At 56.6% G+C, this 15395-nt stretch carries 15 protein-coding genes; 14 read left to right on the forward strand and 1 reads right to left on the reverse strand.

Going from position 1 to position 15395, the window contains the following annotated elements; genetic code table 11:
* Positions 1-3687, forward strand: coding sequence for an AAA family ATPase (locus NST04_RS12025; protein ID WP_341184422.1), 3687 nt, complete (start codon positions 1-3; stop codon positions 3685-3687).
* Positions 3688-4104: 417 nt separating this feature from the next.
* Here the strand turns inward: NST04_RS12025 and NST04_RS12030 are convergent, their stop codons facing one another.
* Positions 4105-4257 carry a hypothetical protein gene (locus NST04_RS12030; RefSeq protein WP_341184423.1) on the reverse strand — a complete coding sequence of 51 codons (153 nt, stop codon included), beginning with the start codon at positions 4255-4257 and terminating at the stop codon, positions 4105-4107.
* Positions 4258-4342: 85 nt separating this feature from the next.
* Here NST04_RS12030 and NST04_RS12035 point away from each other — a divergent pair, with 85 nt between their 5' ends.
* From NST04_RS12035 to NST04_RS12095, 13 genes are all read left to right on the forward strand, one after another.
* Positions 4343-4702 carry a histidine triad nucleotide-binding protein gene (locus NST04_RS12035; protein WP_341184424.1) on the forward strand — a complete coding sequence of 120 codons (360 nt, stop codon included), beginning with the start codon at positions 4343-4345 and terminating at the stop codon, positions 4700-4702.
* Between the two features lie 141 nt (positions 4703-4843).
* A complete protein-coding gene (gene rpsU / locus NST04_RS12040) occupies positions 4844-5017 on the forward strand; it encodes a 30S ribosomal protein S21 (protein ID WP_005547957.1) in 174 nt (57 codons plus the stop codon).
* Between the two features lie 15 nt (positions 5018-5032).
* Positions 5033-5476, forward strand: a complete 444-nt coding sequence (locus NST04_RS12045) for a GatB/YqeY domain-containing protein (RefSeq protein WP_036724349.1) — start codon at positions 5033-5035, stop codon at positions 5474-5476.
* A gap of 201 nt (positions 5477-5677) precedes the next feature.
* Positions 5678-7015, forward strand: a complete 1338-nt coding sequence (locus NST04_RS12050) for an NfeD family protein (protein WP_445667915.1) — start codon at positions 5678-5680, stop codon at positions 7013-7015.
* A gap of 36 nt (positions 7016-7051) precedes the next feature.
* Positions 7052-8053, forward strand: a complete 1002-nt coding sequence (gene floA / locus NST04_RS12055; RefSeq protein WP_209872081.1) for a flotillin-like protein FloA — start codon at positions 7052-7054, stop codon at positions 8051-8053.
* Between the two features lie 16 nt (positions 8054-8069).
* The gene (locus NST04_RS12060; protein ID WP_341184426.1) at positions 8070-8666 is read left to right on the forward strand and encodes a hypothetical protein; all 597 of its coding nucleotides are present in this window, start codon (positions 8070-8072) and stop codon (positions 8664-8666) included.
* A gap of 180 nt (positions 8667-8846) precedes the next feature.
* Positions 8847-9140: a sporulation protein YqfC gene (yqfC, locus tag NST04_RS12065; protein ID WP_209872075.1), complete on the forward strand. Its 294-nt coding sequence runs from the start codon at positions 8847-8849 to the stop codon at positions 9138-9140.
* Positions 9137-10318: a sporulation protein YqfD gene (gene yqfD / locus NST04_RS12070; RefSeq protein ID WP_341184427.1), complete on the forward strand. Its 1182-nt coding sequence runs from the start codon at positions 9137-9139 to the stop codon at positions 10316-10318. The genes yqfC and yqfD overlap by 4 nt, the downstream gene beginning before the upstream one ends.
* 15 nt (positions 10319-10333) lie before the next feature.
* Positions 10334-11305 (forward strand): PhoH family protein, encoded by a 972-nt coding sequence (locus NST04_RS12075; protein WP_341017476.1) that lies wholly within the window; start codon positions 10334-10336, stop codon positions 11303-11305.
* A 17-nt stretch (positions 11306-11322) separates the two neighbouring features.
* The gene (locus NST04_RS12080) at positions 11323-13602 is read left to right on the forward strand and encodes an HD family phosphohydrolase (RefSeq protein WP_341184428.1); all 2280 of its coding nucleotides are present in this window, start codon (positions 11323-11325) and stop codon (positions 13600-13602) included.
* Positions 13574-14074 (forward strand): rRNA maturation RNase YbeY, encoded by a 501-nt coding sequence (gene ybeY, locus NST04_RS12085; RefSeq protein WP_341184429.1) that lies wholly within the window; start codon positions 13574-13576, stop codon positions 14072-14074. The genes NST04_RS12080 and ybeY overlap by 29 nt, the downstream gene beginning before the upstream one ends.
* Positions 14074-14469 carry a diacylglycerol kinase family protein gene (locus tag NST04_RS12090; protein WP_341184430.1) on the forward strand — a complete coding sequence of 132 codons (396 nt, stop codon included), beginning with the start codon at positions 14074-14076 and terminating at the stop codon, positions 14467-14469. Before ybeY ends, NST04_RS12090 begins: the two co-directional genes overlap by 1 nt.
* Positions 14470-14545: 76 nt before the next feature.
* Entirely contained in the window at positions 14546-14965 is a 420-nt protein-coding gene (locus NST04_RS12095) for a cytidine deaminase (RefSeq protein ID WP_340993992.1), read from the forward strand.
* Positions 14966-15395: the final 430 nt, after the last annotated feature.

The raw sequence follows: 15395 nt of genomic DNA on the forward strand, positions 1-15395 counted from the left end.
TTGAAGCCGATATTGTTGAAATTATCCGGGCTGCAGAGTTACCGGGCGGAGCAGGAAATTGATTTTGCCAGTCTGACCGAGACGGGGCTGTTCGGGATCTTCGGTCCGACGGGCAGCGGTAAATCCAGTCTGCTGGACGCGATTACACTGGCGATGTACGGCAAAGTGGAGCGCGCCGTGAACGGAACCCAGGGAATTATGAACCATTCCGAGGACCAGCTCAGCGTGGCCTTCACCTTCGAGCTGAACTCCTCTTCCGGGGCGCGGCGCTACCGCGTGGAACGGAAGTTCAAACGCACCGGGGAGCAGTCGGTCAGCAATACGATCAGCCGGTTCATTGAGGTCAAGGCGGACGGCGATCTTGTGATGGCTGACAAGCTGGCCGAGGTTACGCGCTGTGTCGAAGAGCACATCGGGCTGAAGATGGACGATTTCACCCGGGCTGTTGTGCTGCCGCAGGGCAAATTCGCCGAGTTCCTGTCGCTGCGTGGCGTGGACCGCAGGCAGATGCTCCAGCGTCTGTTCCATCTGGAACAGTACGGCGACGGGCTGGCACTGAAGCTGAGCCGCCGCGTCAAGGAGAACGAGGCGGCGCTGCGCGCTCTGGAAGCCGAGCAGCAGGGGCTGGGCAGCGCGGGCAAGGCAGATGTGGAAGCGGCCGCCGTCCGTGTGCAGGAGGCGATCCGTCATGCGGCGGACTGCCGTAAGCGTCTCACGGAGGCTGCGGAGCGCGCCGAGCGCTTCGTCCGCATCCGCGAGCTGCAGGAGGAACGGACCCGCCGCGAGTCGCAGCGGCAGGGTCTGCTGGCCCAGGAGGAGCAGATCCTCCTCCTGGAGCAGAAGCTCGGCAAGGCGGACGAGGCCGAGCGCAGATTGCCCGCGCTAAAGGCTTGGCGCAGCGCGGAGGAGGCCTGGAAGGCCCGGGCGCAGCGCGCCGGGGGCCTTGAGGCCTTGGCCGCCGCCGCCGTGCAGGAGGCGGCGGCCGGGGCGGAAGCGGAAGCAGCGGCCCAGGCCGCGCTGTCCGCAGGCGAGCCGGCCCTCCGCGAGGAGGAGGGCCGCTACCGGCGCGCGCTGGAGCTGGAGGCCGAGCTCAGCACGCTGCACAGCGAGCGGGCGGCGCTGCAGGCGCGCCGCGGGGAAGCCGCCCGGTCCTTAGCCGCCGGACGGGAGAGCCTGGCCCGGGAGCGTGAGCTTTTGGCCCGCGGCCAAAAGAAACAGCACGAGCTGCAGCAGAGCCTGCAGCCGCTGGCGGTCCGCTCCCAGGAGCGGCAGTCTCTGCAGGAAGCCATGCAGAGACTGCAGGGACTGCGTTCTGCCGAGGCCCAGCGGGAATCGGCAGAACGTGAGCGCCAGGGCCGCGCGGCGGTGCTCGCGGCAGCGGAAGCGCGGCTGGCCGCCGCCGGGTCCCGGCGGCAGGCGCTGGATGCCGGGCGCGGGGAGCTGCTGGCCGCCGCCGCCCTGCACCAGGAAGAGCTGCGGACGGCCGAAGGGGCAGCGGGAGACGCTGCCGGCCGCCTGGAGGCGCACATCAGCGCGCTGGAGGCTGCGCTGAAGGAGCAGGAGGTTCACCGGCTCTCACAGGCGCTCGCCGGTGAACTCCAGGAAGGGGTTCCCTGCCCGGTATGCGGCAGCGAGCATCACCCCTCCCCTGCGCTTCAGCAGGAGCAGGGGGACTCTGAGGAGCTGGACAATAGGCTCCGCCATGTCCGCGCTCAGGCCCGTCAGGCGCTGGAGACGCGCCATCTGCTGCGCAGCCTGCTGGAGCAGGACAGCTCGTGGCTCGCTGGGCTAGCGGGAGGCGCATCTGAAGAGGCGCTGCACCAGTCCGCCGCTGGCGCCGCCGGGGCAGAGCCGGCTGCGGACAAGACGGCAAGCATTTCGTTCCACGCCGCACCCGCACCCAAGCGCTCAAGCAGTTCCGGCTCGGATGCCGGACCTGTCACTCTCAGCAATTCCGAGTCCCACACCGCTTTCGGTTCCTTAGACACTCCGGAGTCTATTGAGGCTACCAAGCGCTCAAGCAGTTCCGGCTCTTATACAGCATCAGACACTCCTAATAGTTCCGGCTTCCACGCCGAACCTGATTCGGTAAGCACCCCGCAGTCTACCGGCTCCCAGGCAACCGGGCAGCTTCCGGATGAACAAGCCTTATCCGTGCTGGATGGCCGGTTGTCTGCCTTGAATGATCAGCTGGCCGCACTCAAAAGCCGCTCTGCAGAGCTGCGCCGTGCGGCTTCGGACTGGCAGCGTTCCCTGCAGGAGCTGGAGCAGGTGTATCACAAGGAGGCAGCGGGTGCTGAAGCAGAGAAGACCTGGCTGCAGGGGCTGTCTGCCAAGGCAGAGGAGCTGGCTGCTTCAGCCGGCAAGCTAAGGGAAGAATGGAGCCGTCTCTTCCCGGAGCTTGCCCCGGAGGAAGCGGAGAGAACGTATCAGGAGATGCTCGGCAAGGATGAACGCGCTGAAGAGATTCGCAGCCGGCTGGAGATCAGCGTCAAGTTCCTGGACGAGAAAAACCTCGCTGTGCAGACGCTGAACGAGCAACTGGCCGGATTGGATAAGGAGCTGGCGCAGTGGGATGCGCAGCTTGAAGGCAAGGAGGCACTTGCCCGCGATAAAGAGCAGCGCCTGCGCGAAGGGACCGGCGGCCAGCCTGCCAGGGAGCTGCTGGCCGCCTGTGAACGCAGGCTGCTGGAGCTGCAGACTGCGCTGGAACGCAGCCGGCAGGAACACCGCCGGGCAGCGGATAAGGCGCAGCAGCAGACCCGCGAAGCTGCGGTAGCCCGCCAGGCGGCAGAATCGGCGCAAGAGCATTATACCGCCGCTGCCGCCCAGTGGGAGGAGAGTCTGCAGTCTTCGCCGTTTGCTTCGGCCGCAGAGGTGGAAGCCTCATCTCTGGAGACTGGAGAACGGGCACAGGCCGCTGAACGTGTGAAGTCCTACCGCGAAGAGGAGGCGGAGTGCCTGCTGCAGCTGCGGAGTATTGAGGAGAAGCTGGCTGGAGCTGTGCTCAGCAGTGAAGAATGGCAGGAGAGCCAGGACGCGCTGCTGAGGTGCAAAGAGGAGGATGAAGCCTCGCTTCAGGCCCGTGCGCGGGCAGAGCGGGATCTGGAGGATCTGCAGCAGCGCCATATCCGCTGGGTAGAGCTGGAGGACAAGCGGGCTGGACATGCCGCGATGCAGGAGCGTCTATCCAAGCTGCAGACCGTGCTGCGCGGCAATGCTTTTGTGGAGTATATTGCTGAAGAACAGCTGATGCAGGTGTGCCAGGCTGCGTCACAGCGTCTACGGTTCCTAAGTAAGCAGCGTTATGCGCTGGAGGTGGATTCAGGCGGCGGCTTCGTCATCCGGGATGACGGGAACGGCGGCGTAAGACGTCCGGTGTCCACGTTATCCGGGGGAGAGACCTTCCTGACCTCCCTGTCGCTGGCGCTTGCCCTGTCAGCCCAGATTCAACTGCGCGGACAATATCCGCTGCAATTCTTTTTCCTGGATGAGGGCTTTGGTACGCTGGACCCGGATCTGCTCGACACCGTCATCACTTCACTGGAGAGACTGCATAATGACCAGTTGTCCGTGGGCATCATCAGCCATGTTCCCGAGCTTCGGGCCCGGCTGCCGCGCAAGCTGATTGTGGTTCCTGCAGAGCAGGGCGGCGGGGGTTCAACCATTCTTTTGGAAAAAATGTGAAAGACGGGGTTGGTTGTGATGAGAATCACAGATACACCTCCAACCCCCTGTTATAATACAGCTAAGCCGACATTATTTGAAACACCTCGGCGGACGTATGACAGGGAATCTACTCCTTCTCATACGTCCGCCGCCGAAGCAGCTCATATGAGCTGTGAAGGGTGTTTCCTTTTTTTTGTCTTTTTTTTGGGTCCACACGCAAAGTTAGCAGCGGTCATACCTGATCTGTTATCTGTTATAATACAGTCTACTCTCCCTATTCCCTAATCTCACGCTCCTTGTTACTCCCCCTCCATTTCCTTAATAACATCGCTTCCCGCCCACTTTCCCTCACAATCCCAGCATAAGCCGCCCCCAACATCTGATTTCACCGAATATAGCCTTCCGCCTTTCGTAATTGCTCAACATCCTGTATGATTAGTTCCATAAATTGAAATTTGTCGCGAAGCCGATCAGGCCGGAAGCCCGAAGATCTTCAGGCGTGTGCGTCCCGCAGAGCTCAAGCTGGATTGAACGATAACGGATCATCGCCTGTGAGTGGCGGGTGGCCGTTGCACGAATAAGAGTCATGTTCGTGTCTATTATCTCAGCTTGTGCTGCGGAAAGTGCCGGATGCAAGCTTCTGCATTACAAATTTTTTGGGAGGAAGCGTGGTATGGAAACTGTATTCAGCAAAATAATCGAAGGTGTAATCCCGTCCAAAAAAGTGTTCGAGAATGAGCGGATTCTGGCGTTCCACGATATTGAGCCTGCCGCCCCTGTGCATGTGCTGATTATCCCGAAGAAATACATCGCTTCCATGAATGAGGTTACAACTGAGGATCTGCCGCTGATTGGCGAGATTCATGCCGTAGCACAGCAGCTTGCCGCAGAGCTCGGAATTGCCGGTACCGGCTACCGGCTGATTAACAATTGCGGCCCGGACAGCGGGATGGCAGTGCCGCATCTGCATTTTCATCTGCTGGGCGGAGCCAAGCTTGGTGCCCTTACCGGGAACTCCAGTTCTCATGCCTAAGAAGCAATCCAACTATATACAGCCTGGCTGAAAAAAGAATAACGCGAAGGTTGACACCTTATTTAGCTTTGACCTATAATGAAAGGTGATGAACCGTGTTGTTATGCTCTTGGACGGTCTGGTCGGAGGGAGGGAAAACTGGTGTCTGAAACGAAAGTTCGCAAAAACGAGACAATTGATGCTGCACTTCGTCGCTTTAAACGTTCCATTGCTAAGGATGGTGTCTTGGCTGAGGTGAAGAAACGCAAGCATTATGAGAAGCCAAGCGTAAAGCGCAAGAAGAAGTCTGAGGCTGCTCGTAAGAGAAAGTTTTAGGAGGATTACCCACGCATGAATCTTAGCGAACGATTAAACGAAGATATGAAGCAAGCGATGAAGAGTAAGGACAAGTTCACACTCTCCACCATTCGAATGGTTCGTTCTACAATAAAGTATCTTGAAATAGATTTGAAGAGAACATTAGACGACAACGAAGTGCTTGATATCCTTAGTCGTGAGATCAAACAGCGCAAAGATGCCCTCCAAGAATTTGAAGCAGCGGGTCGCGATGAGCTTGCCGCGAGTACTAAGGCAGAAATCGAGATTATCATTAAATATCTTCCCGAGCAGCTTACCGAAGAAGAAATTAAAGTAATTGTACAACAGACCATCCAGGAAACCGGTGCTTCTTCGAAAAGTGAAATGGGTAAGGTGATGAGCGCACTGATGCCTAAGGTCAAAGGTCGCGCCGATGGTAAACTTGTGAACCAGGCGGTTCAGCAATTTCTGCAATAATATAACGCTAGCACCCCTTTTATAAGGGGTGTTTTTCATTATGTGGAGCTTTTTGGATAGACCTGCGTATAAGGTATACTAAGAATTATATGCAGGCTTACATACAATGATAAGTTGAGAATGCAAATGGTTCATGGACAAAAGGGGGGCGCAGGCTTGAAGAAGTTACGCACCATCATATTTTCCTGTATCGCGGCCTTAATGGTTCTTCTGTTCCTGCCGGTGGCGGGGACCGTTCAGGCGGATAATGAAGCGGTTCGCGCACCGGGAGCGGCTTCGGGTACAGTGGTCAGCGGACCCGTGTTCATTATTCCGGTGTACCAGGAGATTCAGCGGGGTCTGCAGAGCTTTTTGGAACGGGGCTTTCAAGAAGCGGCGAATTACGGCGCAGTTCTGATTGTTCTGGAGATCGATACGCCTGGAGGACGGGTGGATTCCGCCGAACGAATCGGCACCCTGGTCAGAGACAGCAAGATCCCGGTAGTGGCCTATATCAAAGGCAACGCCGCATCGGCAGGCAGCTATATCGCGCTGAACGCGGACGCCATTATCATGAAGCCGGGCAGCATGATCGGGGCTGCTTCGCTGGTGGACATGAACGGGAAGAGCGTGGAAGACGCCAAGATGATTTCGTACTGGAAATCCAAAATGATCGGAGCTGCCTCGCTGAACGGGCGTGATCCTGAAGTGGCTGCCGGCATGATGGATGTTCATCTGGTAGTTAACCGCCCGGAGCTGGGTGTGAACAAGCAGGCGGGCGAGATTATCGCTCTGAGCAGCAATGAGGCACTTCAGGCCGGTTACGCCGACCGGATTGCAGGAACGGAGCAGGAGGCGATTACCTGGCTGGGCTACTCAACAGACGACATTTTTCGCATTGAGCATACCGGTGCGGAGAAAATGTCTCAATTTCTGACCCATCCGGTGGTCATGACAATCCTGCTCTTCGTGGGTATCGCCGGTGTGTTCATCGAGCTGCTGGTGCCCGGCTTTGGGGTGCCCGGAATTGTCGGTACGCTGGCGTTTGCCCTTTACTTCTTCGGTAACTATGTGGCCGGATTCGCTGGAGCGGAGACGCTGCTCCTGTTCATTCTGGGACTGGTGATGCTGATTCTGGAGCTGTTTGTGCCGAGCTTCGGTATTCTGGGGATACTCGGGTCGATCAGTCTGGTGGCGGGTGTTGTGAGGGCTGCTTACAGCTTTACACATGCGCTGTTCAGCCTTGGCATTGCTTTTTCGGCGGCGGCTGTGGTCATTGTGTTTGTAGCCGTAGTCTTCAAGGAGCGCGGGATCTGGAACCGGTTCATCCTTCAGGATAGCCTTACCAGAGACAAAGGGTTTGTTCCTGTCCCGGAGAAGCTGCGTCTGATCGGAGCCTCCGGCATGAGCGTAACCCCGCTGCGTCCGGCTGGAACCGCCACCTTTGACGGTGAACGGATAGATGTGGTCACAGAAGGCGGGTTCATCGAGGCGCAGACTGCCGTATCCGTGGTGAAGGTTGAGGGCGGCCGCGTGGTCGTGAAGGAAGCTGCGAAATAATTGTTGTCTATCTAAATATAGGAGGTTGGTAAGCGTATGTTAGAAGCATCTATGATTACTTTTTTGCTGATCGCGGTAGCCGTGATTATTGTACTAAGCGTCTTCTTCAGCTTCTTCCCGGTAATGCTGTGGGTATCTGCATGGGCCTCCGGGGTCAAAATCAGCATTATCACGCTGGTAGCGATGCGTCTGCGCCGGGTAACACCGAGCCGGATTGTCAATCCGCTGATTAAGGCGACCAAGGCCGGGCTGGGGCTGAATATCAATCAGCTGGAGAGCCATTATCTGGCCGGAGGGAATGTAGACCGGGTAGTGAACGCGCTGATTGCCGCCCAGAGAGCGGATATTCCGCTGGAATTCACACGTGCCGCCGCCATCGATCTGGCCGGACGCGACGTGCTGCTGGCGGTTCAGATGAGCGTTAACCCGCGTGTCATAGAGACGCCGATTGTTGCGGCTGTGGCCAAGAACGGGATTGAAGTTAAGGTCAAAGCACGGGTAACGGTGCGGGCCAATATCGACCGGCTGGTCGGCGGTGCGGGCGAAGAGACGATTATTGCCCGTGTCGGCGAGGGGATTGTAACCACAGTCGGCTCCAGTAACTCGCATAAGGATGTGCTGGAGAATCCGGATTCCATCTCCCGCACTGTTTTATCCAAGGGTCTGGACTCAGGGACGGCCTTTGAAATTCTGTCCATTGATATTGCGGATGTGGATGTAGGCAAGAACATTGGTGCGTACCTGCAGACTGAGCAGGCAGAAGCGGATAAGCGCATCGCCCAGGCGAAGGCTGAAGAACGCCGGGCGATGGCGGTAGCCCATGAGCAGGAGATGAAAGCCCGCGTGGTCGAGATGAAGGCGCTGGTCGTTGAATCTGAATCCCAGGTTCCCTTGGCGATGGCCGAAGCCCTGCGCTCCGGCAAGCTTGGCGTGATGGATTATATGAATCTGAAAAATATCGAGGCAGATACGCAGATGCGCGGCTCCCTCGGCAAACTAAACGATGGGGACGACAGCAGCCGTCCGCCCCACAAATAAAGGGATGTGAGCTCCCATGAGCGGCGTGATCTATTTCCTGGTGCTTGCGGCTATAGCGATCCTCACCAATCTGAACAAAAAGAAGGGCAAAGACAAACAGGCTCCGCGCGGGGGAATGCCTACCTTTGGCGGCGGCGGAGGGGACATCGGTAATACGCTGCCCCGCCGCCGGAAGGCCGGGCGTGCGGAGCAGCAGGGAAGCGGCTTCCCGGCGCCTGCCGGGACAAGGGCAGACACAGACCGGCCTGCCCCGCAGCCGGATGTACAGGAGGTCCCGTCTTCGCCAGCCTGGGCTGAGGCTGAGCAGCCGGCTGCCGGTGATGAGACCGGCGAAGGGGTGTCTCTGGAGCAGGCCGCTGACCTGGATAGCGTGGAGGCCCGCACAGCACGCATGCAGCGGGAGCTGGAGGCGCTGCAGGCTGCCTTCGACGGTATGGCCGCTGCCGTCCCGTCTGCGGGCTCTGAGGCAGGCGGAGAGGGCATTGGCGCAACCTCACCGGCATTCGCCAGCCATCCGCTCACAGGCGACCCTGACACGCTGCGCAGCGGTCTGGTGTGGGCGGAGGTGCTGGGTCCGCCCCGTGCCCGCCAGCCGCATTCCACGCGGCGTTAAGATATTGCCTTCGCTTCTTAATCAACATGTATGCTGCACATAAGCCTGGATCTATTCCTTAGCGGGAAAGGATTCAGGCTTTTTTGCTGTTGTACCAGGAGACCGCATGTGAGTTCTTCTCATAAACGGCCGCCCTGCCGCATAAGGTGTACAGAAGGCAGGAAGGGGGAGCGTCTACTTATGACCCGTATCGGCCGTAGGCTGCGGGGATGGACAAACGGGATATTGGATCTTCCGCAGGATGTGCTGCAGGAGATGCCCCGGATCACCCTGATCGGCAATAAGGAGCTGTATATTGAGAACCACCGCGGCGTGCTGCATTTTTCTTCGGAGCAGCTCAGGCTGGCATTAACCCAAGGAGTGCTGGAGATTTCCGGCGAAGGACTGGTCATCCGCAACATTCTGGGCCAGGAGCTTGCCGTCATTGGAGTAATCGGTGAAATCAGATATAAGGAAAGTGGGGAGAATCCATGAAAGAACCGCCTCTGTCATCACTGCGGGGGTTCGTTACACTGCATGTGAGCGGACCGCAGGTGGAGAAGTTCATTAATGCTGTAACCGGAGCGGGCATCATCATCTGGGATGTGAGGCCTGCCGGGGACGGCGCTTATTTGAATCTGCTGCTGGATGACTTTTTCCGGCTCCGCCCGCTCCTCAAAAAGACAGGCTGCCGCATGCGTGTTACAGCCAGGCACGGACTTCCGTTTCGCCTCGCGCGCTTGTGGAGACGGAAGTTTTTTGCCGCAGGGATGCTGATCTTCGGTGTAGGCCTGCTGCTGCTCTCCTCAATGATCTGGAGCGTCAAGGTGGAAGGGAATACCCGTATTCCGACCGAGGACATTCTGGAAGCCGCACGCAAGGAGGGCGTCTATCCGTTTCAGTGGATTTGGCGCATGCAGGAGTCGGACGAGCTGTCACGGGAGCTGACCACCCTGGTTCCGGGCTTGACATGGGCCGGGTTCCACCGGACCGGGACGAGCATTACCATCCAGGTAGTTGAAGCCGACCGCCCGGATCATAAACCGCTGCTCAGCCAGCGCCATCTCATCAGCCGGACCGATGCGGTGGTGACCGAAATCTATGCGGAGCAGGGCAGACCGGTGGTCAGCCGGAATTCGCGGGTCAAAAAAGGGGACATCCTCATCTCCGGAGCGCTGGGTGACGAGGAGAATACTGAGTTTGTAGTCGCCAAAGGCATGGTTAAAGGCCTTGTATGGCATGAATATAATCTGGAGGTACCGCTCAAAAGAACGGGCAGTGCGTATACAGGAGAACGCAAGGACCGCACCTATCTTGTTCTCGGCAAATGGGCGATTCAGCTGTGGGGCTACGGGGACTCCGGGTTTGCAAAGTCCCGTACGCTTTCAGAGCCCGACATGCTGTCGTGGCGCTCTTTTCAGCTGCCGCTGGGCCTGATGACCGAGAAGGAGCTGGAGATCAAAGCTACCGCTGAAGCGCTTACTCCAGAGGCAGCCAGAGCGGAAGGACTAACGCGGGCCAAGAGCGATATTTTCGCGCGTTACGGCGCTGATAGCGTCATCAAAAGTCAAAAAATTTTGCATGAGAAGAAAGAGAATGGTAAAGTTTATATGAAAGTGCTGTTTGAGGTGGAAGAGAGAATCGCGGAAGAACTTCCGATAGTAAACAATTGAGGAGAATGAGGCTACTTGTCAGAACAGACTACAAGCATTCAAATATCTTTGCACAATGCGGGAGAAGCGCAATCCCTGTTCGGCCCGCAGGACGGATTCCTGAAAATCATTGAGAAAGAAATTCCGGCAGTTATTAACTCACGCGAGGCCGAAATTACAATTCGCGGTACGGAGCGGGAAGTGGACATGCTGGGCCAGCTCTTCAACGTGCTGCTGTCACTCGTACGCGGGGGTTATATATTGAGCGAACGCGATGTGCAGTATGCCGTGGAGCTGGCGAAGGATTTCCGTGCCGACCAGCTGCTGGACCTGTTCAAGGGCGAGATTACAACCACCTTCCGCGGCAAACCGATCCGTGTTAAGACGATTGGCCAGAAGCATTATGTGAGCACCATCAAAAAGCGTGATATCGTCTTCGGCATCGGCCCGGCGGGCACAGGCAAGACTTATCTGGCTGTGGTCCTCGCGGTGACGGCGCTGAAGGAAGGCTCGGTCAAACGGATCGTGCTTACGCGCCCGGCTGTAGAGGCCGGGGAGAACCTGGGCTTCCTCCCGGGAGATTTGCAAGAGAAGGTAGATCCGTATCTGCGGCCGCTCTACGACGCCTTGTACGACGTTATGGGGCCTGATCAGGTGGCGAAGGCGCTGGAGCGCGGGCTGATCGAGATTGCACCGCTTGCCTATATGCGCGGACGTACGCTGGAGGATGCTTTTATCATCCTTGATGAAGCGCAGAATACCACGCCCGAACAAATGAAAATGTTCCTCACCCGTCTGGGCTTCGGCTCCAAGATGGTCATCACGGGCGATGTGACCCAGATCGATTTGCCGCGCGGCAAGAAGTCAGGGCTGATCGAAGCCAAAACGATTCTTTCCGGTATCGAGGAGCTTGGCTTTGTCTACTTCGCTGAGCAGGACGTTGTCCGTCATTCCCTTGTACAGAAAATTATCGTTGCCTATGACCGCTCTGCCGAAAACCTCCAATAAAAAAGGGGATTGTCTTCATGGCCTCAAAGCAACCATCGAAATTAAGCGGATTTGTATATAGCAGCAGCGGATGGAAGTATAGCGCGGTGACGCGCTATACTCTTTTCCTGTTACTGGCCGTTGTTTTCTACCTCAGCCTGTCCTCTGATCTGCTGCCCAAAAGGTATGATATCAAAGAGGGAACCCGCAGTGCCAAGGAGATTACAGCTCCCAAGCAAATCCTGGACACCAACGCCAAGCTCAAGGCCCAGGAGACTGCTGCAGAGAATGTGACCAACCGTTATGCCATTATTCCTATCCGGGCGGAGAATCTAGTAACTCTGCTGCTGGACCGGATCGGCGGGTTGAATCAGGATGATACGATTTCACAGAGTGAGAAGACAGAGATTTACCGGGAAGAGATTCCGCGGCGGGCGAATGATTTTATTCTTAATTTTGTGGCGGCCAGCCAGAAGGCCGGGACTTACTCCGAGCATCTGCTGGATGAAATGCAGTCCGTCATCAAGGATCAGGCCTACGTCATTCCGGAAGAGACCTATATCAAGATCCCGCGCCTGACTCAGCAGGATATCATCGAAATGAAGCCGGTGGCCCGTGATATTGTCACCAAGCTGATGAATGACCAGATTACCGACGCCCAGAGCGCGCGCGCCAAGGTGGCCGAGCAGGTCAGCGTCAGTTCGCTGGGGCAGCGGACCGCCCGCGAGGTGGTGCAGGAGCTGGTGCGGCTGGTGATCACCGCCAACAAATTCTATGACGAGGATGCGACCAAGGAAGCGAAGGTGCAGGCCCGTCAGAATACGCCGGATGTGTTCATCGAGCAAGGGGATGTGCTGGTCGCCAAGAATCAGGAGATTACCCCTGAGCTGTACAAGCTGCTGGATGAGAACGGGCTGCTCAGCAAAGAGATTAATTACTGGCCGCAGCTCGGCCTGCTGCTGCTCTCTGCACTGTTGTCCTTTGGCCTGATGACCTTCATCCGCTACAATGGCGGAGCCTCAGGCTTCAAATACAATAACTCCCAGCTGCTTATGCTGGTACTGGTCTTTATCATTACGATTGTTATGATGAAGCTGACGGCCTTCCTGCAGACCGATGTGCGGACATATATCGGCTATCTGGCACCTGTGGCTCTTGGCGCGATGCTGATTTCCATGCTGCTGGACATGACTTTAGCTTATTTCTGTTCCATTCTGTTCAGCATTCTGGCCAGTATCCTGCTGAATGTTCAGCAGAATACGATATTTGATTTCACCTTCGGCTTCTTTGCCCTAATCGTAAGTTATGTTGCCATCTTCTCGACCCACCGTGCCGGACAGCGCTCAACGCTGCTGAAGGGCGGTATTATGGTGTCTCTGCTCGGCTGCTTGACCGTAGCCATACTGACTATGCTAAGCGGAGGCGTATGGAATGAGACGAATACGTTATACGCTCTGGGCTTTTCCTTTGCCGGGGGTCTGCTTACCGCAGTGCTGGTCATTGGCCTGATGCCGTTCTTCGAGGTAACGTTCGGTATTCTGTCGGCACTGAAGCTCGTTGAACTGTCTAACCCGAACCATCCGCTGCTGCGCAAGCTGCTTACTGAGACGCCGGGGACTTATCACCACAGCGTAATGGTAGGCAATCTGTCCGAGGCTGCGGCCGAAGCGATTGGTGCGGACGGCTTGCTGTGCCGGGTAGGCTCGTATTATCATGACATCGGCAAGACGAAGCGCCCGTTCTATTTCATAGAGAACCAGAACAATATGGAGAATCCGCATGACTCGATTGAGCCGAAGCTGAGCAAGTCGATCATTGTGGCCCACGCCCGGGACGGGGTGGAGATGCAGAAGGAATACAAGCTGCCGAAGCCGATCCGCGATATAGCGGAGCAGCATCACGGCACGACGTTCCTGCATTATTTTTATCATAAGGCATTGAAGCTTGCAGAGGATAAGGGTGTAGAGCCGGACTTCACGGAGGAGGATTTCCGTTATCCCGGCCCGAAGGCGCAGTCGAAGGAATCCGCAGTCGTCGGGATCGCCGACAGTGTGGAGGCCGCCGTCCGTTCGCTCCGCAAGCCAACCGTGGTGCAGGTGGAGACCATGATTGAGAAAATTATCAAAAGCCGGCTGGATGACCATCAGTTCGATGAATGCGATCTGACGCTCAAGGAGCTGGATATTATTTCGCGGACACTGAAAGAGACAGTAATGGGTATTTTCCATTCCCGGATTGAATACCCCGAGGATGTGCGCAAGCCCAAAAAAGAGGAAGGGGCCATCAAAAATGAGCCTGAGCGTCGTTTGGAACAATGAACAGGATGAACATGAAATTAACGGCGATCTGATTGAGCTGCTGGAGCGGCTTCTTCGGGCGGCGGGGGAAGCAGAAGGGATTGACTCAGGGGAAGTGGATCTGACCTTCGTCAATAACGAACGCATTCACGAGCTGAATCTGGAATATCGCGGTATTGACCGTCCGACAGATGTGCTCTCCTTCGCGATGAATGAGGCCGGAGAAGACGAGCTGGAGATTAAATATGACTTAGCAGAGGAAGACGAAGAGCTGGAAGAAGTGCCGAATGTGCTTGGGGATATTATCATCTCGGTTACCCGGGCGCAGGAGCAGGCTGAGGAATACGGCCATTCGCTGGAGCGGGAGCTGGGCTTCCTGTTCGTCCACGGGTTCCTGCATTTGCTGGGCTATGATCATCAGGAGCCGGAGGCGGAGGCGGAAATGATGTCCAAGCAGGAGAAGGCTCTGGCTCAGGTCGGGTTGACACGCTAATGGTCAAGAATACGGCGGTGGGCCACAAAAAATTCTGGCATTCCTTTCGCTTCGCAGCGCACGGCATTGCAGCAACCTTCAAATCGGAGCTGAACATGAAGGTGCATAGCGGCCTTGCTGTTCTCGTAGTGATTGCCGCCGCTGTGTTCAGGCTTCCTTTGTCAAGCTGGATGCTACTGCTGCTGGCCATTACGCTGGTGCTGACAGCCGAACTGCTGAACACGGCGATTGAAGCAACGATTGATCTGGTTTCGCCTGAGATTCACCCCTTGGCTAAGAAGGCCAAAGATACCGCCGCAGGAGCCGTGCTGCTTACGGCGGTGTTTGCCGTGATTGCCGGAATCTATGTTTTTTATCATCCCGTGATGGACTGGATCACAGGTCTTATGTCATAATCAGTTTACAACTTTAGCTGGTGTAAGAGGCGGACCCGCTTTGCGCGCTCCGTCATCTTTAATTAGGAGGACAACTATGGATTCTGCGTTACTTCTTCAGGAAGCGATCAAGGCAAGAGCCAATGCATATATACCCTATTCCCGCTTCGGGGTTGGGGCAGCGCTGCTGGATCAGGACGGCAAGGTCCACCACGGCTGCAACATCGAGAATGCTGCTTACGGTCCCACCAACTGCGGCGAACGGACGGCCATGTTCCGCGCCATTGCGGACGGTCATAAGCCCGGTACCTTTAAAGCCATCGCAGTGGTAGCGGACACGGATGGCCCCGTATCGCCTTGCGGCGTCTGCCGCCAGGTGATGGTCGAGCTGTGCGGCCCCGATATGCCGGTCATCCTCGGCAACCTGAAGGGTGACATTGTGGAGACTACTGTGCGTGACCTGCTCCCCGGCGCTTTCGGTCCGGCGGATCTGGCGCAGGGGCAGAGTGCGGAGTGATAGCAATAGGTTAGTTTGTGGACTGCAACATATTGCTGTTGGGCATTCTGTTGTACAATGTACAATAGAATGAGCCAAAATTGGTCCAACACAAGGTTCTGTTGTATTTCATGCAATTGAAAATGGAAAATAACCTGTTTATGGCGTGTTTGCAGCAAATCTGCTGTACAAAATACAATAGAACCGTTAAAAAACCTTGGATTTGCTAATTCTGCTGTACAAAATACAATTAGTCGTGTGCGTGTGCGTGTGCGTGTGCGTGTGCGTGTGCGTGTGCGTGTGCGTGTGCGTGTGCAGGAAGCGTATGGGCCTTGTATCTAACCAACCAACCGCCCCGCAGTCAAACGTGTTCCCGCAGGGAACGGTAAGCGCTCATGCTCCAGAGTAACTGTATATTGTAGAACTAACTTTCCACTATTTCCGCTAAAAG

The organism is Paenibacillus sp. FSL H7-0756 (genome assembly GCF_038006765.1).
Classification (GTDB): Bacteria; Bacillota; Bacilli; order Paenibacillales; family Paenibacillaceae; genus Paenibacillus_AQ.